Annotated in this window: 23 protein-coding genes and 2 pseudogenes; 20 read left to right on the forward strand and 5 right to left on the reverse strand. The window is 60.8% G+C overall.

Features of this window, described 5'->3' with window-relative positions:
• Positions 1-11: 11 nt before the first annotated feature.
• Entirely contained in the window at positions 12-1,586 is a 1,575-nt protein-coding gene (locus WI754_RS17440; RefSeq protein ID WP_349434724.1) for a trimethylamine methyltransferase family protein, read from the reverse strand.
• Between the two features lie 390 nt (positions 1,587-1,976).
• Between WI754_RS17440 and WI754_RS17445 the strand changes: the two are divergent.
• A pseudogene (locus WI754_RS17445) lies at positions 1,977-2,674 on the forward strand (B12-binding domain-containing protein).
• 158 nt (positions 2,675-2,832) lie between these two features.
• On the opposite strand, the gene WI754_RS17450 reads toward WI754_RS17445, so the two are convergent.
• Positions 2,833-2,991, reverse strand: a complete 159-nt coding sequence (locus WI754_RS17450) for an entericidin (RefSeq protein WP_349434725.1) — start codon at positions 2,989-2,991, stop codon at positions 2,833-2,835.
• Positions 2,992-3,025: 34 nt separating this feature from the next.
• Between WI754_RS17450 and WI754_RS17455 the strand changes: the two genes are divergently transcribed.
• The 9 genes from WI754_RS17455 to WI754_RS17495 all read left to right on the forward strand — a co-directional run bounded on the left by WI754_RS17455 (position 3,026) and on the right by WI754_RS17495 (position 10,760).
• Positions 3,026-3,646 carry a DUF1638 domain-containing protein gene (locus WI754_RS17455; RefSeq protein WP_349434726.1) on the forward strand — a complete coding sequence of 207 codons (621 nt, stop codon included), beginning with the start codon at positions 3,026-3,028 and terminating at the stop codon, positions 3,644-3,646.
• A 129-nt stretch (positions 3,647-3,775) separates the two neighbouring features.
• Complete coding sequence (locus tag WI754_RS17460) at positions 3,776-4,417, forward strand: exopolysaccharide biosynthesis protein (protein WP_349434727.1); 642 nt, start codon at positions 3,776-3,778, stop codon at positions 4,415-4,417.
• 11 nt (positions 4,418-4,428) lie between these two features.
• On the forward strand, positions 4,429-5,205 hold the full coding sequence (locus WI754_RS17465) for a formyl transferase (RefSeq protein WP_349434728.1): 777 nt from the start codon (positions 4,429-4,431) through the stop codon (positions 5,203-5,205).
• Between the two features lie 113 nt (positions 5,206-5,318).
• The gene (locus tag WI754_RS17470; protein ID WP_112846295.1) at positions 5,319-5,621 is read left to right on the forward strand and encodes a virulence factor; all 303 of its coding nucleotides are present in this window, start codon (positions 5,319-5,321) and stop codon (positions 5,619-5,621) included.
• A complete protein-coding gene (locus tag WI754_RS17475) occupies positions 5,614-6,189 on the forward strand; it encodes a methylenetetrahydrofolate reductase C-terminal domain-containing protein (RefSeq protein ID WP_349434729.1) in 576 nt (191 codons plus the stop codon). The genes WI754_RS17470 and WI754_RS17475 overlap by 8 nt, the downstream gene beginning before the upstream one ends.
• Positions 6,190-6,192: 3 nt before the next feature.
• Positions 6,193-7,287, forward strand: a complete 1,095-nt coding sequence (locus WI754_RS17480) for a methylenetetrahydrofolate reductase (RefSeq protein ID WP_349434730.1) — start codon at positions 6,193-6,195, stop codon at positions 7,285-7,287.
• A gap of 99 nt (positions 7,288-7,386) precedes the next feature.
• The gene (locus WI754_RS17485) at positions 7,387-8,352 is read left to right on the forward strand and encodes a methyltetrahydrofolate cobalamin methyltransferase (protein WP_349434731.1); all 966 of its coding nucleotides are present in this window, start codon (positions 7,387-7,389) and stop codon (positions 8,350-8,352) included.
• 22 nt (positions 8,353-8,374) lie between these two features.
• Positions 8,375-8,701 (forward strand): hypothetical protein, encoded by a 327-nt coding sequence (locus WI754_RS17490; RefSeq protein ID WP_349434732.1) that lies wholly within the window; start codon positions 8,375-8,377, stop codon positions 8,699-8,701.
• A 55-nt stretch (positions 8,702-8,756) separates the two neighbouring features.
• A complete protein-coding gene (locus WI754_RS17495) occupies positions 8,757-10,760 on the forward strand; it encodes an ASKHA domain-containing protein (RefSeq protein ID WP_349437853.1) in 2,004 nt (667 codons plus the stop codon).
• Between the two features lie 33 nt (positions 10,761-10,793).
• Here the strand turns inward: WI754_RS17495 and WI754_RS17500 are convergent, their stop codons facing one another.
• Complete coding sequence (locus WI754_RS17500; RefSeq protein ID WP_349434733.1) at positions 10,794-11,678, reverse strand: LysR substrate-binding domain-containing protein; 885 nt, start codon at positions 11,676-11,678, stop codon at positions 10,794-10,796.
• Positions 11,679-11,799: 121 nt separating this feature from the next.
• On the opposite strand from WI754_RS17500, the gene WI754_RS17505 reads away from it, so the two are divergent.
• The 6 genes from WI754_RS17505 (at position 11,800) to WI754_RS17530 (ending at position 18,701) form a co-directional block, all read left to right on the forward strand.
• Positions 11,800-12,045, forward strand: coding sequence for a hypothetical protein (locus WI754_RS17505; protein WP_349434734.1), 246 nt, complete (start codon positions 11,800-11,802; stop codon positions 12,043-12,045).
• A gap of 177 nt (positions 12,046-12,222) precedes the next feature.
• Positions 12,223-14,040 (forward strand): sensor histidine kinase, encoded by a 1,818-nt coding sequence (locus tag WI754_RS17510; RefSeq protein ID WP_349434735.1) that lies wholly within the window; start codon positions 12,223-12,225, stop codon positions 14,038-14,040.
• Positions 14,037-15,392, forward strand: coding sequence for a sigma-54 dependent transcriptional regulator (locus WI754_RS17515; RefSeq protein ID WP_349434736.1), 1,356 nt, complete (start codon positions 14,037-14,039; stop codon positions 15,390-15,392). Before WI754_RS17510 ends, WI754_RS17515 begins: the two co-directional genes overlap by 4 nt.
• A 202-nt stretch (positions 15,393-15,594) precedes the next feature.
• A complete protein-coding gene (locus WI754_RS17520) occupies positions 15,595-16,578 on the forward strand; it encodes a tripartite tricarboxylate transporter substrate-binding protein (RefSeq protein ID WP_349434737.1) in 984 nt (327 codons plus the stop codon).
• Between the two features lie 146 nt (positions 16,579-16,724).
• Positions 16,725-17,186 carry a tripartite tricarboxylate transporter TctB family protein gene (locus WI754_RS17525; protein ID WP_349434738.1) on the forward strand — a complete coding sequence of 154 codons (462 nt, stop codon included), beginning with the start codon at positions 16,725-16,727 and terminating at the stop codon, positions 17,184-17,186.
• Between the two features lie 9 nt (positions 17,187-17,195).
• Positions 17,196-18,701 (forward strand): tripartite tricarboxylate transporter permease, encoded by a 1,506-nt coding sequence (locus WI754_RS17530; RefSeq protein WP_349434739.1) that lies wholly within the window; start codon positions 17,196-17,198, stop codon positions 18,699-18,701.
• 173 nt (positions 18,702-18,874) lie between these two features.
• On the opposite strand, the gene WI754_RS17535 is transcribed toward WI754_RS17530, so the two are convergent.
• Entirely contained in the window at positions 18,875-19,042 is a 168-nt protein-coding gene (locus WI754_RS17535) for a hypothetical protein (protein ID WP_349434740.1), read from the reverse strand.
• Positions 19,043-19,221: 179 nt separating this feature from the next.
• On the opposite strand from WI754_RS17535, the gene WI754_RS17540 reads away from it, so the two are divergent.
• From WI754_RS17540 to WI754_RS17555, 4 genes and pseudogenes are all read left to right on the forward strand, one after another.
• Positions 19,222-19,416 carry a hypothetical protein gene (locus WI754_RS17540; protein WP_349434741.1) on the forward strand — a complete coding sequence of 65 codons (195 nt, stop codon included), beginning with the start codon at positions 19,222-19,224 and terminating at the stop codon, positions 19,414-19,416.
• Between the two features lie 192 nt (positions 19,417-19,608).
• Positions 19,609-19,812, forward strand: coding sequence for a hypothetical protein (locus WI754_RS17545; RefSeq protein WP_349434742.1), 204 nt, complete (start codon positions 19,609-19,611; stop codon positions 19,810-19,812).
• Positions 19,813-19,876: 64 nt separating this feature from the next.
• The gene (locus WI754_RS17550; protein WP_349434743.1) at positions 19,877-20,395 is read left to right on the forward strand and encodes a hypothetical protein; all 519 of its coding nucleotides are present in this window, start codon (positions 19,877-19,879) and stop codon (positions 20,393-20,395) included.
• Positions 20,334-21,277 (forward strand): annotated as a pseudogene (locus WI754_RS17555) (GlxA family transcriptional regulator). The gene WI754_RS17550 and the pseudogene WI754_RS17555 overlap by 62 nt, the downstream one beginning before the upstream one ends.
• Before the next feature lie 46 nt (positions 21,278-21,323).
• On the opposite strand, the gene WI754_RS17560 reads toward WI754_RS17555, so the two are convergent.
• The gene (locus WI754_RS17560; protein ID WP_349434744.1) at positions 21,324-22,616 is read right to left on the reverse strand and encodes a diguanylate cyclase; all 1,293 of its coding nucleotides are present in this window, start codon (positions 22,614-22,616) and stop codon (positions 21,324-21,326) included.
• Positions 22,617-22,722: the final 106 nt, after the last annotated feature.

Here is a 22,722-nt window from a genome sequence, read left to right on the forward strand (position 1 = left end):
TCGGGCTCGCTTCAGGTGAAGGCGTCCGGCATGGAGTCCTTCTTGCGAGCGATATAGTCCTTGAGCGCGTCGTCGATCGCCGGATCGAGATACGGTGCCTCATAGTGTTCCAGCCAGCTTCGGGCCAAAGCGTTGGCGCGCTGCTCGATCCGCTTCTCGCCCTCGATTTCCCACTGCTCGAAGGAGTTGTTATCAGCAAGCGCCGAGCGGTAGAACGCCGTCTGGAAGTTGGCCTGCGTATGGGCGCAGCCGAGATAGTGGCTGCCCGGACCGACTTCGCGGATGGCATCGAGCGCCTGCGCGTTTTCGGAGAGATCGACACCTTCGGCCATCTTCTGCATCATGCCGAGCTGGTCCTGGTCGATCATGAACTTCTCGTAGGACGACACCAGACCGCCTTCGAGCCAGCCGGCCGCATGCAGCGAGAAGTTCGTGCCGGCAAGCAGCGTCATGTTGAGCGTATTGGCCGACTCATGCGCCGCCTGCGCATCCGGAACCTTGGAGCCGCAAAGCGACCCGCCGGTGCGGAACGGCAGACCAAGCCGTCGCGCAAGCTGGGCCGCACCGTAGGAAACCAGCGACGGCTCCGGCGTACCGAAGGTCGGCGCACCGGACTGCATCGAAATCGAAGCCGCAAACGTGCCGAACAGCACCGGCGCACCCTTGCGGATCAGCTGGGTGAAGGAGGCACCCGCCAGCACTTCGGCGAGGATCTGCGTCAGCGTGCCGGTCACCGTCACCGGGCTCATGGCGCCCGAAAGAATGAACGGCGAGATCACGGTTGCCTGGTTGTGACGCGCGTAGACCTTCAAGGCTCCGACCATGGTCTCGTCGAATACCATCGGCGAGTTGGCGTTGATCAGGTTCAGCGTGACGCAGTTGTTTTCGACAAAATCATCGCCGAAAACGAGCTTGGCCATCGCGATCGTGTCCTCGGCGCGTTCCGGCGCTGTGACCGAGCCCATGAACGGCTTGTCGGAATATTTGATATGGCTGTAGACCATGTCGAGATGGCGCTTGTTGACCGGAATATCGACCGGTTCGCACACCGTGCCACCCGAAGAGTGCATGGACGGCGCCATATAGGCGAGCTTCACGAAATTGCGGAAGTCTTCGATCGTCGCGTAGCGCCGGACGCCTTCTAGGTCGCGCACGAAGGGAGGACCGTAGACCGGCGCGAAGACCGTCGCCTTGCCGCCGATCTGCACACTGCGCTCCGGATTGCGCGCATGCCAAGTGAAGACTGGCGGCGCGGACTTCAGAAGCTCGCGGCACAGGCCCTTCGGGAAATGCACCCGCTCGCCCCGAACGTCGGCCCCTGCTTCCTTCCACAGCGCCAAGGCTTCGGCGTCGTCACGGAATTCGATGCCGATTTCTTCGAGCACCGTATCGGCATTACGCTCGATGAGCTGGAGGCCTTCCTCGTCGAGAACCTCATATTCGCGGATCTTGCGGGTGATATACGGAAGCGACGGCCCCGCGCCGCCGCCGGTGCGCGAGGCGCGCCTTGCTGCGGCACCGCGGCCCTCGCCGCGCGTCCGGCGGCCGCCACCACTTTCTTCAGTGTGTTCCGTTACTTCGGTCATTTGCTATCCTCTCCCGCGCGTATCCTGCGCACTTGTCGAACCTATGCTACCAAGCCTCGGCACCGGAACGGTTCTCAATGCGCCAACAAGTGGCGCAACTCGGACACGGTCTTAACAGAGCTCCCCGCCCGAAGACAGGGCGCGCCGAATTTTCGCCCACCCTAATAAACAGGAAGGCACAATATCTGGCAGAATCGCCGCCAAGCTGTCATATAAAACCTTGTTTTTGTTAGGTACATATAGTGGCGAGGACGGATCATCCGGGCGCCGTCGTTTTTCATCGCTTGCGACGTCGCATTCGAAAAGAGCTTTTGGAACCAACAAAGCTAAGTATAGTGCGTCCGTCCGGGAGGTTGAGCCGGGCAGCGCCAGGAACCGAGGAAACCTATCATGGCAGACGACGAAATCATTCTCGAGGATCTCTCCGACGACGAACTCGTGCAGCAGATGCATGACGACCTCTATGACGGGTTGAAGGAAGAGATCGAGGATGGCACCAACATCCTTCTGAAGCGCGGTTGGGCGCCCTACGACGTCCTGACCCAGGCACTCGTCGAAGGCATGCGTATCGTTGGCATCGACTTCCGTGACGGCATCCTGTTCGTTCCCGAAGTTCTGTTGTCCGCCAACGCGATGAAGGCCGGTATGTCCATTCTCCGCCCGCTGCTGCAGCGACCGGCGCACCGAAGCAGGGCAAAGTCGTCATCGGTACCGTCAAGGGCGACATCCACGACATCGGCAAGAACCTCGTCGGCATGATGATGGAAGGTGCTGGTTTCGACGTCGTCGACCTCGGCATCAACAACCCGGTTGAAAACTACCTCGACGCCATCGAGCGCGAAAAGCCGGATATTCTCGGCATGTCGGCGCTTTTGACGACAACCATGCCCTATATGAAGGTCGTGATCGACACGATGAAGGAAAAGGGCATGCGCGACGACTACGTCGTTCTCGTCGGCGGTGCGCCGCTCAACGAGGAATTCGGCAAGGCCGTCGGCGCCGACGCCTATTGCCGCGATGCCGCGGTCGCCGTCGAAACCGCGAAAGACTTCATGAAGCGCAAGCACAACCAGCTGTCCGGCGCCTGATCAAAAACCAGTTTGACCAAGCAAAACCGGCCGCGCTGATGAAAAGCGCGGCCGGTTTTCTTATATATGGGACCAAGCCTGATGCATGTCGCCCAAAAGTGCGCCGCGGTTTTGGGACGACGATATGCATAAAACAAAAAACTAAAGTGCAACGCGCTTTAGTTGGCAGCACGCCCGACGCTACGGCCGGCGTCTTGGGTTGCATCCACCGCGTTAGCAGTATCCCGGCCCATGCCGCGGATGGTGTTACCGCATGAAGCGAGAGTGGCGATCGTAAAGAGCACGAGGCCGATGGTGGCGATTGTCCTTGCTGTCATGGCTTGGGTTCCTTGAACTGAACAGGTGGGCAAGATGGCAGAATCATCTTCGGCTATGCAACGCGCGAAAGCGGAAAAAGTTCACGTCATCGGTTGTGGCGCAATTGCCCGCGAAATCCTCGCCGTGTGCGAAGCAAACGGGCTCGACCACATCGATCTCATATGCTTGCCCGCGATCTGGCACAACACCCCCGAAAAGATCACGCCCGGCATCAAGACCGCTATCCACAAGGCGCGCGCCGAAGGTTTCGGCCGCATCTTCGTCGCCTATGCCGATTGCGGCACGGGAGGCTTGCTGGACAGGCTCTGCGAAGAGGAAAAGGTGGAGCGCATTGCCGGACCGCACTGTTTTTCCTTCTTCGCTGGCAACGCAGCCTTCGAATCGCGCTGGGACGACGATTTCACCTCGTTTTTCCTTACGGATTTCCTGGCGCGCCAGTTCGAAGCCTTCGTCATCGAACCGCTGGGGCTGGACCGCCACCCGGAGCTGCGCGACATGTATTTCGGGCACTACAAGAAACTCGTCTACCTGTCGCAGGTCGAAGATGAAAAGCTGCAGCAAAAAGCAAGAGCTGCGGCAGAAACGCTCGGTCTCGCCTATGAATACCGCTTTACCGGTTATGGCGATCTGACGCCGGCGCTGCTTCACGCCTGACATTTCTCAGTGCGGAAACGATCTGTTAGCCCTGCGCAGAATTTTGCGGCGCTGATCGCATTTGATTTAAGTGCATCGTAACGGCTGCCCGCGACACTCCCTGAACAAACACAACAAAAGGGGACGGGGATGACGGACACTTTCGCGACGGCAGCACTACCGAGGACTGGCGCGCGCAGCCACCCGCAACAACTTTCCCAGCTTCTGCGCAACCTGTCACTCACCGCCGGGCCGAGGATCACGCTGCGCGACCTCGCGGTTGCCATGGAAGATCGATCGTTCGGCGCATTTCTCGTCGTCTTTGCCCTTCCCAACCTCATCCCGCTGCCGCCTGGGTCCACCTTCATTCTCGGCCTGCCGCTGATCTTCGTCGCCTGGCAGATGCTGGCATCGCGGCACACCCGCATCTGGCTTCCGAAGCGCATGGGTGACTACGCGTTCGAAAACGCCACCTTCTTCGTCTTCGTCAACCGCATCTCGCCCTGGCTGCAACGCGCCGAAGCGCTGATCAAGCCGCGCGGCTGGTTTCTCGGCGGCCGGCTGGCCGAGCGGGCGATCGGCCTGCTGGCCTTGATCCTCGCGATCGTGATCTTCCTGCCTATTCCCTTCGGCAACTGGCTTCCCGCCTTCGCCCTCGCCGTCATCGGCTTTGCCCATATGGAGCGGGATGGCCTCGGGCTTGTGGCCGGCGCGCTGATCGGCGTCGTGTCGCTGATGGTGGCCGGCACCATCATTGCCGCCGCCGGTGCGGTGCTGACGTTCATCGTCTGAAGATTGCGACAATGGAAACGGTACGAGACAAACCCATTGTGATCGTGACGGCGGGTGGACGAAATCCGCAGGTCCTGATCAACGCGCTCAATGCCCGTTTTAGCAATGTCACGGTACTCATCGAACAGCCGGAATCAAAGACGCTCTTCCTGAGGCGCCGCGCCCGCAAACTCGGCTGGATGACCGCTGCCGGCCAGTTCGCCACGATGGTGGTGTCGAAAATTGGAAAACGTTTCACCGAGCAACGCGCCGAAGACATTTTGCGCGATTATGGCGTCAGCGCCGCCGTCGACCCGACGATCCCGGTCACCGAAATCGAATCGATCAACAGCGCGGCAGCGATCGAGCACATCCGGCAAACCGATCCCGCTGTCATGTTCCTGGTCAGTTGTCGCATGCTCTCGACCCTGACGCTGGCTGCCATGCCCTGCCCGGTCGTCAATTTCCATGCCGGCATCAACCCGCAGTATCGCGGCCTGATGGGTGGCTACTGGGCGCGGGTTCGAAACGACGAGGAGAATTTCGGCGCAACCGTGCATCTGGTCGATGCGGGCGTCGATACCGGCGACATCCTCTATCAGTCGCGCGTGAAACCGTCGAAAAGCGACACATTGCACACCTACCCGCTGCTCCAGACTGCAGCCTCCACGGATATCGCAATTCGCGCCGTTGAAGACGCTCTCTCCGCCGCCCTCAAGCCCTTGCGGGCAAACGGGACTTCCCGCCAATGGTACCATCCGCCGATCTGGACATGGCTCTGGAACGGCTTCACGCGCGGCATCTGGTAGTTATATCCTCGGCAGGGATACGCGGGTCGCTTTTGAGCATGACGCGCGTCGTGCCAAGGTGAGCCATGAGGCGCATAGATGCGCATTGTCGGCCAAGAGGAGATTTCGGGCATATGGCAGATCGCATTATCGTTTACTGGCGTGATATTCCCGCACAGGTCATCATCAAGCAGGGTCGCAAGAGCGCCAAGCGCGAACTCACCCTGCGCTTTACCGAAGCGATAGACATGTGCGCCATGCGCACCGGTGCTGCCGACAGCGGCGATTATCTCGCCGAATGGCGCAAAGCCGATCCGGTCCCGGTCTCCGACGATCTGGAGGCGGAAGCCGACAAGGCAGCCGCAGAGCTCGAAGCAGCCTACGACAAGGAGCGCCTTGTCGCGCTCGTCAAATCCGGTGGTAAAGACAATGGCTGATCCAAAACCCGGCAATGCCGCTCCCGCCATGAAGGCCGCGACCGGCGCCTATACGCCCTCTGGCGTTTCACCCAATCGCCGTGCGCGGCGCAGCTACACGATCCGCCTCTGGGCGGTGCGTCATTCGCGTTTCCTCGAATGGTTCTACAGCCGCTTCGCCGACATGTTCCTGCTGCTCCATCCGCTGTGGAAGGCGCTCGGCTATAACCGGGTGGAAACGCCGATCACCTTCGTTGAGCGCAACGTCAAGGGCCTGCTGTTCGACTGTCGCATGTGCGGCCAGTGCGTTTTGTCGTCGACCGGCATGTCCTGTCCGATGAACTGCCCGAAACAGCTGCGCAACGGCCCCTGCGGCGGCGTGCGCGCCAATGGCAACTGCGAAGTCGAGCCGGACATGCCCTGTGTCTGGGTCAAGGCCTGGGAAGGCTCCCGCAACATGGCGAGGGGGGATGCGATCATGAACGTGCAGAAACCCGTCAACCAGTCGCTGAGGGAAACCTCTTCCTGGCTGCGTGTGACGGCGCAGGCCGCCGAAGCCCGCGAAGCTGCGGCAAACAAGGACGCGTGACGCATGGCCCATATCGATGAAAACCCGCTGGGCCGCCACCTGCCGCTCGATCCCTTGCCCGGCCATTCCTCGCGCGGCCGTCTGGAGCGCGTGTTGCGCCGTGGCGAATTTGCCGTCACGGCCGAACTGAACCCGCCAGACAGCGCCAATCCGGAAGACGTCTACGAACGCGCCGCCATCTTCGAAGGCTGGGTCGACGGCATCAATGCGGTCGATGCCTCCGGCGCCAATTGCCACATGTCGTCGGTCGGCATCTGTGCGTTGCTGACCCGCATGGGTTACGCGCCGATCATGCAGATCGCCTGCCGCGACAAGAACCGCATCGCCATCCAGGGCGACGTGCTGGGGGCGGCCGCCATGGGCGTCACCAATATCATGTGCCTGACGGGCGACGGCGTGCAGGCCGGCGACCAGCCGGGCGCGAAACCCGTTTTCGACCTCGACTGCATGTCGCTGCTCGAAACCGTGCGCATCATGCGCGACAATTCGAAATTCCTGTCCGGTCGCAAGCTGACCTCGCCGCCGCAGGTCTTCCTCGGCGCGGCGATCAACCCGTTTGCACCGCCCTACGACTTCCGCCCCTACCGCCTTGCCAAGAAGATCGAGGCCGGCGCGCAGTTCGTCCAGAGCCAGTATTGCTTCGATGTCCCGATGTTCAAGGAATACATGAAGAAGGTCCGCGACCTCGGGCTCGACGAAAAATGCTTCATCCTCGTCGGCGTCGGCCCCATGGCATCGGCCAAGACCGCCAACTGGATCCGCAACAACGTGCCGGGCATTCACATTCCCGACGCCGTGATCAAGCGGCTGGAAGGCGCGCAGGACCAGAAGAAGGAAGGCAAGCAGCTCTGCATCGACATCATCAACGAGGTCAAGGAAATCAAGGGCGTCTCCGGTGTGCATGTTATGGCCTACCGGCAGGAGGAATATGTCGCCGAGATCGTCCATGAGTCGGGCGTGCTGAAGGGCCGCACGCCCTGGAAGCGCGAGGAAAATCCGGGCGATAGCATGGTCGCTGAGCGGCTGGAGCAGCTGAAGGGCGGCAAGACGGAAAATCAGGAAGAGATGGCCGACATCGCCGCACATCATCCACATTGACAATGCCAGTGAACAATTGAGGCGTCGCGACATCCGCGCCTATCGCAATCCATTCCGGCGCTGTACTAGAGGACGCGCCCACCGACCCAGAGGATCAGTATGACCCGCACCATCGTTGCCTCCGCCACCCGCGAAATCATCATCGGCTTCGACCAGCCTTTCTGCGTCATCGGCGAACGCATCAACCCGACCGGCCGCAAGAAGCTCGCCGCCGAGATGATCGTGGGCAATTTCGAGACGGTCATCAAGGACGCGCTGGAACAGGTGGCAGCAGGCGCCACGATGCTCGACGTCAATGCCGGCGTCACCTCCGTCAATCCGAACGAGACCGAACCGGGCCTGCTCGTCCAGACGCTGGAAATCGTCCAGGGGCTGGTCGATGTGCCGCTGTCGATCGACAGTTCGGTCACCGCTGCGATCGAAGCGGGCCTGCGCGTTGCCAAGGGCCGGCCACTGGTCAACTCCGTGACCGGCGAAGAGGAAAAGCTCGAAGCCATCCTGCCGCTCGTCAAGAAGTACGATGTTCCGGTCGTTGCGATCTCGAATGACGAGACCGGTATTTCCATGGATCCGGACGTCCGTTTCGCAGTTGCGAAGAAAATTGTCGAACGGGCCATGGACTATGGTATCAAACCGCATGACATCGTTGTCGATCCGCTCGTCATGCCGATCGGCGCATTGGGCGATGCCGGCCGTCAGGTCTTCGCGCTCCTGCACCGGTTGCGCAACGAACTGAAGGTCAACACCACCTGCGGCCTGTCGAACATCTCGTTCGGCCTGCCGCATCGCCACGGCATCAATGCCGGTTTCATCCCCATGGTTATCGGTGCGGGCATGACGTCGGCGATTATGAACCCCTGCCGTCCGCAGGAAATGGAAGCCGTTCGCGCGGCCAATGTCCTGAACGGCACCGATGCGAACTGCGGCAACTGGATCATGACCTATCGTGATCACAAGCCGGCTGAAGGTGGCGCTGTTGCCGCCGCAGCATCCCCGGCAGGCGCCGGTGGCGGCCGCCGCGGCGGACGCGCCGGGCGCGCCGGCACAAACGCAAGGGCGGAATGACCGCCCGGAAAGAGACAAGCCCGTGAATGCCGATCTCATCGATGAATTCGCCGTCCTCTGGTTCCAGGCACCGCTCGTGGTGTCCACCCGCCTGCAGGATTTTGCCTTGTCCGGCGTGTTCGGCGGCTCAAACGAAATGGGCCGAATGGTGACCGAGAAACTGGCGGCCGCGATGGAAAGCGTCTCTGCCGTGAATGTGGCTCTCGTCACGGAAGGCATTGCGGCGGCTGCGGCCTTCGCAACGGGAACCAGCGCCGGTTTGGCCGGCGCTTCCGACCGCGTTGCGGTGGCGGCGCTGAAACCATATGGCCAGCGGGTCCGCGCCAACGTGCTGCGCCTCAGCAAATAGGAATGATTTGACCGTGTCGGCCCAGGAAAACAAAAGCGATCCCCTCGTCCTGTTCATGCCCTCCGGCAAACGCGGCCGTTTTCCCGTCGGCACGCCTATCCTTGATGCTGCGCGTACCCTCGGGGTCTACGTCGAAAGCGTCTGCGGCGGTCGCGCCACCTGCGGGCGCTGTCAGGTCTCGGTCCAGGAAGGCAATTTCGCCAAGCACAAGATCGTCTCCTCGCTCGAAAACATTTCCGTCAAGGGACCGAAGGAAGAACGCTACGAGAGCATTCGCGGCCTGCCGGATGGCCGCCGCCTGTCCTGCTCCTCGCAGGTCCTCGGCGATCTCGTCATCGACGTGCCGCAGGACACGGTCATCAATGCGCAGGTCGTGCGCAAGGCCGCGACCGACCGGGTGATCGAGCGCAATGCCGCCGTCCAGCTCTGCTATGTCGAGGTCGACGAGCCCGACATGCACAAGCCTCTCGGCGATCTCGATCGCCTGAAGGTGATGCTGGAAAAGGACTGGGGTTGGAAAGACCTTCTCATCGCGCCGCATCTGATTCCGCAGATTCAAGGGATTCTCCGCAAGGGCAATTGGGGCGTTACGGCCGCGATCCACCGCGACATGGATAGCTCGCGCCCCTTCATCGTCGGCCTCTGGCCCGGCCTGAAGAACGAGGCCTATGGTATTGCCTGCGATATCGGCTCGACGACGATCGCCATGCATCTCGTCTCGCTGCTCTCCGGCCGCATCGTCGCCTCCTCCGGAACGTCGAACCCGCAGATTCGCTTCGGCGAGGACCTGATGAGCCGCGTCTCCTATGTCATGATGAACCCGGACGGCCGCGAAGCGATGACCAAGGCCGTGCGCGGCGCAGTCAATTCACTGATCGGCAAGGTCTGTGCGGAAGGCGAAGTCGACCGCCACGACATTCTCGACATGGTCTTCGTCGGTAACCCGATCATGCACCATCTCTTCCTCGGCATCGACCCGACCGAGCTCGGCCAAGCGCCGTTTGCGCTCGCCGTCTCCGGCGCTCTGCAATATTGGGCGCATGAGATCGATATCGACGTCAACCGCGGCGCCCGCCTCTATATGCTGCCCTGCATCGCCGGCCATGTCGGCGCCGATGCCGCCGGCGCGACGCTTGCAGAAGGACCCTATCGCCAGGACCGGATGATGCTTTTGGTCGATGTGGGCACCAACGCCGAAATCGTGCTTGGCAACAAAGATCGCGTCGTCGCAGCCTCGTCTCCGACCGGTCCCGCCTTCGAAGGCGCCGAGATTTCCTCGGGCCAGCGGGCGGCACCGGGCGCGATCGAGCGCGTGCGCATCGACCCGCAAACGCTGGAGCCGAAATTCCGCGTCATCGGCGTCGACAAATGGTCCGACGAGGATGGTTTCGCGGAAGCCGCAGCCTCAGTCGGCGTCACCGGCATTTGCGGCTCGGCGATCATCGAGGTCGTTGCGGAGATGTATCTCTCGGGGATCATTTCGGAGGACGGCGTCGTCGATGGCACGATGGCGGAAAAAAGCCCGCGCATCATCCAGAACGGTCGTACCTTCTCCTATCTACTCCACGAGGGCGACCAACGCATCACGGTGACGCAGAACGACGTGCGCGCCATCCAGCTCGCCAAAGCAGCGCTCTATGCCGGCATCAAGCTTTTGATGGAAAAGCTCGATATCGACCACGTCGACACGATCCGCTTCGCCGGCGCCTTCGGCTCCTTCATCGATCCAAAATATGCGATGGTCCTCGGGCTCATTCCCGACTGCGAGCTCTCCGAGGTCAAGGCCGTCGGCAACGCCGCCGGCACCGGCGCGCTGATGGCGCTCCTCAACCGTGGCCATCGCCGCGAGATCGAGGAAACCATCAAGAAGATCGAGAAGATAGAGACGGCACTTGAATCGAAATTTCAGGAGCATTTCGTCTACGCGATGGCGCTGCCCAACAAGGTCGACACCTTCCCGAAACTGGCACAAGTGGTTACATTGCCAGAGCGCAAGGTGCTCGCCGACGATGGCGGCGGCGAAGGTGGCGGCCGACGCCGGCGCCGCAGCCGCGAGTAGGAGGGCGGCGGGTGAGCGCCGCCCTTGTCCGAACTACTGCAATCCGACGAAGGCGGTCCGGACATGCTCCGCGACAGCCAGGATCGGAGCCGAGGCATTGTCGATCACCTGCAGGCCGATATTGTAGTGGCCCAGTTCCGGCAGGCCTTCCGCATCGCCGAGCGCCACAAGATCCCCCTGCACCAGGTAACGCGGCAGAGGCGCAATCGCGAGGTCCGCCTGGATGGCGGCGCGCTGACCGGTCGTATGGGCACTGAGGAAGGCGACACGGAACTTGCGTCCGGCTTTCGTAAGCTGTTCCACCGCATCGGCACGCCAGACGCAGCCATCTTCCCACATGGAGATCGGCAAGGGATCGCGCGTATGCGCTGTGCCGCATTTCGTTCCGGCCCAGACCAGTTTTTCGGACACGAGGATTTCGCCGCCGCCGGTATTTTCACCGGCCATGCTGTTGAAGATGGCGATATCCATGCGGTGTTCGTCGACACGCTTGCGCATCGCGGTGCTGGTGCCGATGGTCACGTCGACGGTGACGTTTGGATAGGATTCGGAAAAGCGCTTCAGCACTTCAGGCAGGATACGCTCGCCGATATCTTCGGGCGCGCCCACGCGCACGACGCCGTTCATGTCCGGCAGCAGGAAGCGCGAAACCGCCTCGTTGTTGAGCGCCAGCATGCGGCGCGCAAAGCCGAGCAGCACCTCACCCTTCGGGGTCAGCGTCACGGACCGAGCATCGCGCAAAAACAGAACGCAGCCGAGCGTTTCCTCAAGTTTCTTGATCTGCATCGAAACGGCCGACGGCGTCCGGTAGACGGTCTCGGCAGCCGTGGTGAAGTTTCCGGTCTCGGCAATGGCGACGAAGGTTTTCAGGATGTCCAGTTCGAGAAGCGGAAGGACATGCCGCAACATCATGTTCATGGTGAAACCTCACGGATCAGATTTTCTGAATGATACCATTACTTCATTTCGTTTGATTGAACCTCATGATGGAGCGATAGTCAAGTTGCAAACATCGAAACCGTGACGAAAGGAGCTTCCCATGTCCCTGCAACACGACACGACGACGACCCGGACGAATGCCGTCAGCCTGCGTGCCGGCGGTTTTACCTTTGCAATGCGCCAAATGTTTGCGCCCCTTGTTCATCAGGTCAGCGAGAGTCACCACGCTCGCAAGATCGAAGAAACGCGCAGAGCAACGCAGCGCGAGATCGCCAGCCTGCCGGCCAGCCTGCAACAGGATCTGGCCTTCGCCGATGGCACTATCATCGAGCTCGAGCAGTCCTAGCCGCTCGAGCCGACCTGGGCAGATGCCCATCGGGTGACCGGCAAGCGTCAAGCCGGACACCGGGTGACCACAGATGCGCTCCATAACAGCTCTTGGAAACGACGGCATTGACCTCTAAACTCTTATTCCGGCTGCATGAAGGCCGCCGGGAGGAACGAGGGAGGAGCCTTGCAGTCCGTGAAATATCGCCTTGTCCTGGCGTTTTGCCTGATTCCCGCCCTTCTCTACGCCGTGATTTTTCAGGGCGGAGCGCTTGCGACGCGAAGCTACATGAATGAAGCATCGCTTCAGGCGGGCTCGGCCTTGCGCCTGGCTGTCTCGGCATTGAGCGGACACCTCAGCCGCTACGAGCCCCTGCCGGCGCTGATCGCCGATCACGACGGCATCAAGGACCTGATCGCGCATCCGAACGACAACTCCCTGCGCGAAGCTGCAAATCTCTACCTGGAAGAGATCAACACGCTGCTCGAATCCTCCGACATCTACGTGATGACGATGGACGGAAGCACCATTGCCGCCAGCAACTACGATCAGCCGACAAGCTTCGTCGGCCAGAATTTCAGCTATCGGCCCTATTTCCAGGAAGCCGTCAAGGGAGGTCAGTCGCGGTTTTACGCGCTCGGTACCACCTCCCTGAAACGCGGTTACTATTTCGCCTCGCCGATCCTTGTCGAGAACCGGATCAGCGGCGTCATCGTCTTCAAGGTCGATATCGATTCCATCGAGACCTCCTGGCGCGGCGGCGAGTACAAGATCTTCGTCTCCGACCCCGAAGGCATCATCTTCATGACCGGCAGCCCGGAATGGCTCTATTCCAGCATCCTGCCGCTGAACGCCGAGCGGCTGCAGAGGACGCAGGCGTCGCGGCGCTATGCCGAGGCGGAACTCAAGCCGCTGCCGATCAAGCGCAGCAACCTCGAAGAACACCAGCTGATGACCACGAACGATCCCGACGGTCGGGAATATCTCGTGCTGTCGCAATATATGCCGGAAGCCGACTGGACGGTGAACGTCCTGATGGACACGGCCTCTGCGCGCGCCCAGGCGCGCACCACCATCGTCGCCGTCGTGCTGTTTCTATGCCTCGCCGGCCTTGCGCTTGCCATTTTCCTGCAGCGGCGAGCCCGGCTGGAGGAGCGCATGCGCATGCAGCTTGAAGCGCGCAACGAGCTGGAGCACCGGGTCGAGGAGCGCACCGCCGATCTTGCCCTCGTCAACCAGCGCATCGAGGAGGAGATTGCCGAGCGGCGGCTGACCGAGCAGGAATTGCGCAAGACCCAAGCCGATCTCATCCAGGCGGGCAAGCTCGCCGGACTTGGCCAGATGTCGGCGGCGCTGAGCCATGAGCTCAACCAGCCGCTGGCCGCCGCCAAGACCTATGCCGACAGCGCCGCGATACTGATCGACCTCGAGCGCGTCGGCGAAGCCCGCGACAATGTCCGGCGCATTTCCGGCCTGATCGACCGTATGGCCTCGATCAGCCGGCACTTGCGCAATTTCGCGCGCAAGCCGAACGAGAAGCTTGGGCCTGTGGCACTCGATGCGGTGATGGCGGACACTTTGGAAATCGTCGCTGCACGCTTGAAAACTGCCGATGCCGATCTCCAGATCGATCTTGGTGATGCGCCGCTGGTCAAGGCGGGCTTCGTGCGACTGCAGCAGGTTCTCGTCAACATCGTCACCAACGCCGCGGACGCGGTCGAAGGCTTGGCCGACCGGCGTATTCACGTTTCAGCGGAACACCAGGACGGTAAGGTCATCCTGACGATCAGGGATCACGGCCCCGGCGTGCCGGCGGCGATCGCCGAGCGCATCTTCGACCCCTTCTTCACCACCAAGGGCGTCGGCAAGGGGCTCGGCCTCGGCCTCTCCATCTCCTACAACATCATCAAGGATTTCGGCGGCAGCCTGTCTGTCTCGAACCATCCCGAAGGCGGCGCCGTGTTCCGCATCGAACTGGAAGCCGCCACGGCGGCGCAGGAGGCTGCCGAATGAGCGAACCACGCGTCCTGCTGGTCGATGACGAAGAAGAAATGCGCCATTCCACCGCACAGGCGCTGGGTCTGTTCGGGCTTGACGTCGATACGTTTTCCAGCGCCGAGAATGTGTTGGAACTGATCGGCTATAGTTTTTCCGGCGTGGTGGTCAGCGATATCCGCATGCACGGCATGGACGGCATGACCCTGCTGCAGCGCATCCGCGAGGTGGATGCGGAAATCCCGGTGATCCTCGTCACCGGCCATGGTGATGTGCAGCTTGCCGTCAAGGCGATGCGCGAAGGCGTCTACGATTTCATCGAAAAACCCTTCACCGCGCAGCATCTGGCAGCCATCGCCCGTCGCGCCATGGACCGCCGCAGTCTCGTGCTGGAAAACAGGCGCCTGAGGGCGGTGGCCGGCAAGCGCGATGATATCGAGGCGCGGCTTCCTGGACGGACGCAGGTCATGGTCGAACTGCGCTACCGGCTGCGCGCCATCGGCGCCACCGACGCCGATACGCTGATCATCGGCGAGACCGGCGTCGGCAAGGAAGTGGTCGCCCGCGCGCTGCACGATATCAGCGCCCGTGCCGACCGGCCGCTGATCGCCATCAACTGCGCCGCCTTGCCGGAAAACCTGATCGAAAGCGAACTTTTCGGCCATGAGGCCGGCGCCTTTCCCGGCGCGCTTCGCCCCCGCTACGGCAAATTCGAGCATGGCCGCGGCGGTACCATCCTGCTTGATGAGATCGGCTCCATGCCGTTTGATCTGCAGGCGAAGTTTCTGCGCGTGCTGCAGGAACGGGTGATCACCCGCCTCGGGTCGAACGAGCCCGTGCCGCTCGACGTTCGCTTCATCGCCACCAGCAAGGTCGATCTCGAGGCGGAGGTCGCCGCCGGCCGCTTTCGCGCCGACCTGCTCTACCGGCTGAACGTCGCGACGCTGCACGTGCCTTCGCTGGCGCAGCGAAAGGCCGACATCCCGCTCCTCTTTCTCCAACTCGTCCGAGAGGCGGCAGCCCGCTATATGCGCAACGACATCGACGTGCCGCCGGAACTGGTGACCGAGATCGCCGAGCGAACCTGGCCGGGCAATGTTCGCGAATTACGCAACGCTGCAGACCGGCTCGTGCTCGGCCTCGATCCGAAACCTGAGGAGACGTCAGCCCCGGCGGAACGCCAGCGGTTGGCAGACAAGGTGGCAGCCTACGAGCGGGGCATTATCGCAAACGCGCTCGCGGCCCATGGCGGCAGTCTGCGGCCCGTTTACGAGCAGCTCGGTATCTCGCGAAAGACCCTTTACGAGAAGATGCAGCGATACGGCCTCGACAAGAAGATGCCGATTACCGATGACGATTACGTCGTTTGAGCGAAATTGGGTGGAAATCCACCCATCCAAAACGGCGATTGTTTCTGATCTCACCCATGCTGCGCTGCACGCATCGAGAAAAGGAACGAATGCCTCGGCGAAACCGTTGATCCCTTTCTGACATCGGTCGCAAATGACGCATCCAGAATCGGCGCGGGAGGAGCTGCGCCAGCTGGCCACATATTCATCCGGGAGGACTTCGATGAACATCTTCAAAGCCATGCTTGGCATGACGGCTCTTGCTGCCGTTTCGCTCATTTCCGTTTCTGCAAATGCCCAGACCTATCCCGAGCGCACGATCACCATGGTCGTGCCCTTCTCGGCCGGTGGCCCGACAGATACAGTCGCCCGTCTCGTCGCTGAATCCATGTCGAAGGATCTCGGCCAGCAGATCATCGTCGAAAACGTCGGCGGCGCCGGCGGAACGCTCGGTGCCGGCCGGGTGGCACAGTCCGATCCGGACGGTTATACCGTGCTCTTGCACCACATCGGCATGGCAACCAGCGCCACGCTTTATCGCAAACTCGCCTATGACACGCTGAACGCCTTCGAATATGTCGGCCTCGTCACCGAGGTGCCGATGACCATCGTCGCTCGAAAGGATTTCGAGCCGACGGATCTCAAGGGCCTGGTCGACTACGTCAAGGCCAACAAGGACAAGGTGACAGTCGCCAATGCCGGCATCGGTGCCGCCTCGCATCTCTGCGGCATGATGTTCATGAGCGCTATTGAAACGCCGCTCGTTACCGTCCCCTACAAGGGCACCGGCCCGGCGATGACCGATCTGCTCGGCGGCCAGGTCGACATCATGTGCGACCAGACCACCAATACGACCAAGCAGATTCTCGGCGGCACGATCAAGGCCTATGCCGTGACCTCGCCCGCGCGCATTCCTGTCCTGCCTGACGTTCCGACCGCCGCAGAAGCCGGTCTTGCAGACTTCCAGGTCGGCATCTGGCACGGCGTCTATGCACCGAAGGGCACGCCGGCGGAAGCGGTCGAACGCCTGTCGAAGGCGCTGCAGGTGGCGCTGAAGGATCCGAACGTCGTCGCCCGCTTCGCCGAGCTCGGCACCGTCCCGTCCGCCGAAGCCGACGCGACGCCGGCTGCCCTGAAGGCCAAGCTGGAAGGCGAGATCGCCCGCTGGAAGCCGGTCATCGAAGCGGCCGGCCAATACGCCGACTGATAGGCATCCCCGTCATGGCAAGGGCCTGACGCGTCTTTCGCCTTCCTCCTCTCTCGGGAGGAAGGCATTCGTTTACCTCTCTTTCCCTGGCTATCCTTTGAAGAGATGATGGACGCGGACGACCGGGCCGATTTCAAGGAGGCATCATGAAATCCTTATCTCTCGACACCACCAACGCGCTCTGCGGCGCGATCCTTATCGGCCTCGGCGGCTTCTTCATCTATCAATGCCTTGGCCTCGAGCTCGGCACGGCGTTCAAAATGGGCCCGGGCTATTTTCCGCTGCTGCTCGCCATCATCCTGACCCTGCTTGGCTTCATCGTCCTGATCCAGGCGGCGCGCGTGCACGGCGAACCGCTCGGACCGATCGCCTGGCGCGGGATGCTGTTCATCCTGCCGGCACCGATCTTCTTCGGGTTGACCGTGCGCGGTCTCGGCTTCGTCCCGTCACTGTTTTTCACGGCGCTGATCGCCTGCTTCGCCTCCCACCGCATGAAACCGCTGACCGCCATTGCGCTCTCAATCGCCCTAACCGCCTTTTCGGTCGCCGTCTTCAGCTACGCGCTGGGGCTGCCCTTCGAGCGTTTCGGCCCCTGGGTCAGATTCTAGGACATCATCATGGACCTTTTCAGCAATCTCGCACTCGGCTTCGCCACCGCCGCTTCGCCCGAAAACCTTTTGTTCTGCCTGATCGGCGTGCTGCTCGGAACCCTGATCGGTGTTCTGCCCGGCATCGGCGCCACGGCGACGATCGCCATGCTTTTGCCGATCACCTTCCAGCTCGAGCCCGTCTCCTCGCTGATTATGCTCGCCGGCATCTACTACGGCGCGCAATACGGCGGCTCGACCACGGCAATCCTGATCAACATGCCGGGCGAATCCTCGTCCGCCGTGACCGCGATCGACGGTTACCAGATGGCGCGCAAGGGCCGGGCCGGCGCGGCATTGTCGATCGCCGCCCTCGGCTCGTTCTTCGCCGGAACAGTTTCCACCTTTCTGGTGGCGATCTTCGCCATTCCGCTGACCGGCATCGCGCTTCAGTTCGGCGCCGCGGAGTATTTCTCGCTGATGATCGTCGGCCTCGTCTCCTCGATCGCGCTTGCCCATGGCTCGATCGTCAAGGCTCTGGCCATGGTGGCGCTCGGGCTGCTTCTCGGCCTCGTCGGCACAGACATCTATACCGGCACGCCGCGCTTCACCCTTGGCATCCGTGAATATGCCGATGGGCTGAACTTCGTCGCGGTCGCCGTCGGCGTCTTCGGCGTCGCTGAAATCCTGCGCAATCTGGAAGGTGAGAAGACACGCACCGTGCTGATGGCCAAGGTCAGCGGCCTGTTGCCGACGCGCGACGATTTCAGGAAGATGTTCGCACCGGTCGTGCGCGGAACCATCATCGGCTCGGCGCTCGGGATCCTGCCGGGCGGTGGGGCCATCCTTGCAGCCTTTGCCTCCTATACCGTCGAGAAGCGACTTTCGGATACGCCGGAAGAATTCGGCCATGGCGCCATCGCCGGCGTTGCCGGACCAGAATCAGCCAACAATGCCGGTGCGCAGACATCGTTCATTCCGCTCCTGACACTCGGCATCCCGGCCAATCCGGTCATGGCGCTGATGGTCGGCGCAATGATCATTCAAGGCATCGTTCCCGGCCCGAACGTGGCTGTCGAACAGCCGGCGCTGTTCTGGGGCATCATCGCCTCGATGTGGATCGGCAACCTGATGCTGGTCGTGCTCAACCTGCCGCTGATCGGGCTTTGGGTGAAGCTGCTCACCATCCCCTACTACGTGCTTTTCCCGATCATCATGGCCTTCTGCTCGATCGGGGTCTACAGCGTCAATTCCAACGTCTACGACCTCTATGCAGTGGCCTTCTTCGGCCTTGCCGGTTACGCGCTGGTCAAACTGCGTTGCGAGCCGGCGCCACTGCTGCTCGGCTTCGTTCTCGGGCCGCTGCTGGAGGAAAACCTGCGGCGGGCGATGATCCTGTCGCGAGGCGATCCGACGACGTTCGTCACACGGCCGATCAGCGCCTTCCTGCTGTTGATCGCGCTCGCAGTTCTCGTCGTCGTCTTCCTGCCGGCCGTCAAGGCCAAGCGTGAGGCGGTCTTCCAGGAAGAGGATTGATCCACGCGTCGCCTACACGCATGACCGGTGTGCTTGGCATACCGGTCATGCGTTCAACTACAAAGCTTGGTGCTATTAAAAAACAACGGTCGGTCTTGCGACCAGCCGGCCAAAATCCGAATGCGTTTGAAATCATTAACTATCGGTGTTTAACGCGCTTCTTGCTGCATGTATCAGGCAACTTTGACGCTGCCTTCGCCGTCCTCGATCTCTTTCCTGGTTCCTGTCGATGCCTCTATCATCGCCATGTTGATAATGTAGCTCAGCAGGACGTGGCCCTGCTTGTCAGCCAGAAGTTTTGCGGCGCTCAGAAGATCAACGATATGAGGTTGCTGTTTCATTGGGTCCTCTCTCTTGTTTATACTGAACGTCCACATGGTCTGCTGTTTATTTTTCTTTTCAACTGCAGATATTCACCCCTGAAATTTGCCAGTTGATCCACTAGAAAACCCACTGCCGCGCGATTTTGCAAATCGAAAACGTGACGCCAATTGTAATATAAATAAGACAGAGAGTATAAATGACATCCGGTCCGATCTTTAGCGACGCTCAACTCAGACTCTGGACGCGTCGTGTCCAAACCGAGATGTCGAAGGGAACACCGCCGCAGGACGCCCTTGACCTGGTCAAGAAGACGATGAAGGCGCAATCGACGGGTGAAGAGCAAGACTCGCCGCCGGCCCAGGTTCCGCAAAAATCAGCCAAAAAGTTCTAAAGAAAACGAGCCGAGAGCCAAGCTATTCCTCCACTTCCGAGAATCGGACAAAGGCGTTTCGAACCCCACGAAGCATCATGATATTTGATGCATGAGATCAATTATATTCGCTTGAATGATGAATGGCCTTGCGGCATTACTCTTTCATGGTCGCGACCTTTTGAAGCCTCCCAATCAAAAGGAAACCAAAACATGGCATTCTTCAGTCTAGAACATACACATGATCCAAGGCATTCGTCCGTTGCCTCGAGGCTTGCCGGCCTGCGCGCTCGCGCCGTTGCATCCTGGCAGCGTCACCGCGCGGAGCGGGCTCTCGAAAGCCTTTCCTATGACACGCTGAAGGACATCGGCTTCCCGTCCGTCGACATGGCCGACAAGGATACGCCGGCAAAATGACGGATCAGACAATCACAGCGGCAGGTGACGACGATCCTCCGTGTCGGACAAATGTGAATGGCGCATGAAAGGGCATTTCGACCGTAATGGCGAAATGCCCTTTCTGTTTTCAGGCTACCAATCCGGAAGCGCTGGCACCGTCCATTTTGGCATGGTCTGTTTCCGACACCTTCGACGCCGCAACGCATGTCGCAAATTGCAAACCGCACATCACAATGCGCATTGGTGGCATTCCCTGCTCCCGGCAGGAGAAAGATGGAAATACGACATATTTGTCGTCCAGAGCGAAAATAGTGGGTATTTTTTAGGATTCTTGCCGATTTTCGCGCCAGCCAATCTGATGTCGCAAACATTTATTTCTTTGCAGTCGCTGGCGTCCATGCCAATGTCGCTTTTAGAAAGGCCAGATGACGCTTTTCCACGAGACAAATGCGACATCCGCGGCGCATGGGACCCTCTCAATGAACAAGCCATTGACCAAAAAACGTTCTCTCGTCTTTTTCCTGGTACCGAACTTTTCCATGCTGCCGTTTTCCGCGGCAATCGAAACACTCCGTATCGCCAATCGCATGCTGGGCTATGAGGCCTATACTTGGCGCCTTGCCTCGACCGACGGCACCCAGGTCCTGTCGTCAAGCGGCATCGGGCTTGAGGTCAACACCTCGCTTGCCGATGAACGCAAGTTCCTCGGCGGCGAAAACCGGCCGTCGATGGTTCTCGTCTGTTCCGGCATCTATGTCGAGGACTTCAACAACAAGTCCGTCAATGCCTGGCTGCGCGAAGTCTACAATCGCGGCGTCTCGGTCGGCAGCCTCTGTACGGGCGCGCATGTGCTGGCATCAGCGGGTCTGCTGACGGGCAAGCGCTGTGCGATCCACTGGGAAAACCTGCCCGGCTTTGCCGAAAGCTTCCCGCAGGTCGATGTCTATGCCGACCTCTATGAAATCGACAGCAACATCTACACCTGCGCCGGCGGCACCGCCTCGCTCGACATGATGCTGAACCTGATCGACCAGGATTTCGGCGAAAACCTCGTCAACCGCGTCTGCGAACAGGCCCTGACCGACCGGGTGCGCGGCCCGCACGATCGCCAGCGGCTTCCGTTGCGCGCCCGCCTCGGCGTCCAGAACGCCAAGGTTCTGTCGATCATCGAACTGATGGAAGGCAATCTCTCCGAGCCGCTGTCGCTTCTCGAAATCGCCGACAGCGCCGGCCTGTCGCGGCGCCAGATCGAGCGGCTGTTCCGGCAGGAAATGGGCCGTTCCCCTGCCCGCTACTACCTGGAAATCCGGCTTGACCGCGCCCGCCATCTGCTCGTGCAATCGGCTATGCCGGTGGTCGAAGTGGCCGTCGCCTGCGGCTTCGTTTCCGCCTCGCATTTTTCGAAGTGTTATCGCGAGCTCTACAACCGCTCACCCAGCAAGAGCGCGCCGAGCGCAAACTCACGCTGCAGACCGCGCGATAAAACACACAGCTCGATTTTCGGGCCGACACGGCGGCGAAACCGGTCGCTAGGAAACCATGGCCTTGAGAACGGTCAGTTCGGAAACGATCCGGTTACGGCCGTCATATTTCGCCATATAGAGGAACTGGTCGGCGGCGTGCAGGTAGTTGTCGAAGCTCTCCGGTCCCTCGATCGTGGCAAGCCCGATCGACATCGTGATCGACAGTTCTTCGTCATCCGCCATCACCTTGGCCCCGGCGATATCGAGACGCACGCTCTCGCAGAAGTCATGGGCGGCTGAGACGTCAAGTTCGTTGAAAAGGACGCCGAACTCCTCGCCGCCAAGGCGGGCCAGCAGGTGCGCGTCTCCAATCAGCGCGCGAAGACGTTTTGCGACCGCTTTGAGGACAAGATCACCGACCTCATGGCCATAGGTGTCGTTCAACCGCTTGAAATGGTCGATGTCGAGAATGGCGATCGAGGTCGTCCCGCCTCGCCGCAGGCATTGATCGACCATTCTCGAACCATACTGGAAAAAGTAGCGACGGTTGTAGATGTCGGTCAGATAGTCGCGCGCGGCAATGCTGTGCAGGGCCTGGATGCGCTTCTGGATGTTGGCGACCTGAAACAGGCGGCCGTTGAATTCCTCGACGAGAAGCGGCTTCTGAATGAATTCCGTACCGCCACTCTGCAGGAACTTGGCGGCGTGGGCACGGTCATCGGAGGCGGCAACAGCAACGACGCTGACGGCATCCTCGCCATGTCGCTGGCGAATTTCGCTGAGCAGGCCGTAGGCCGTCATGTCGCGGAGCGCGATATCGCACAGCACCATGTCGATGTCGTCGCAGGTGTCGAGCAGGCGCAGAGCCTCTGCGCCGCTGCCGGCCTCGGTTACGTTGAATTGCTGCTGGCGCAGTAATGCCAGAAGCTCGGCGCGCGAGGTCTCCTCGGAATCGGTCAAAAGAACATGGGTGCGCGCATTCGTCAGTGCCCGGTCGACGACCGAAATGAGGTGACTGATGGAATCGGGCCGGTTCTTGATGACGCAATCCACGACATTTCGCGAAAGGACGGTGTCCCGAGTGCTGTCATTGAACGACCCGGTAAACACGATCGCGGCGATGTTTCTGGAGATTACATAGTCCAACGCCTCGCAGTTCGGCGCATCGGGGAGATTGAGATCGAGAACAGCGAGAGAATATTCACCCTCGCTACCGTCCACAGCATTGCGAAGAGCCGAAAGCGACGAGCAATGGGTTACGGAGAGACCATGGACAGTTTCCAGTCCGTATTTGAGCACGGTCGAGAACATACGGGAATCCTCGACGAGAAGCATTCGCCTGCCCGAATGCTTCTGCACGCTGTTTCCCAGCCCCGACACTTTGCGAAAGCTCACGTTCCTGCAAATCCCATACGAGCCGCAGGCGCCGCTATCGCTGAACGCTGGCTCTCAGATATCATTTTTA

This window comes from Pararhizobium sp. A13 (assembly GCF_040126305.1).
GTDB lineage: Bacteria > Pseudomonadota > Alphaproteobacteria > Rhizobiales > Rhizobiaceae > Pararhizobium.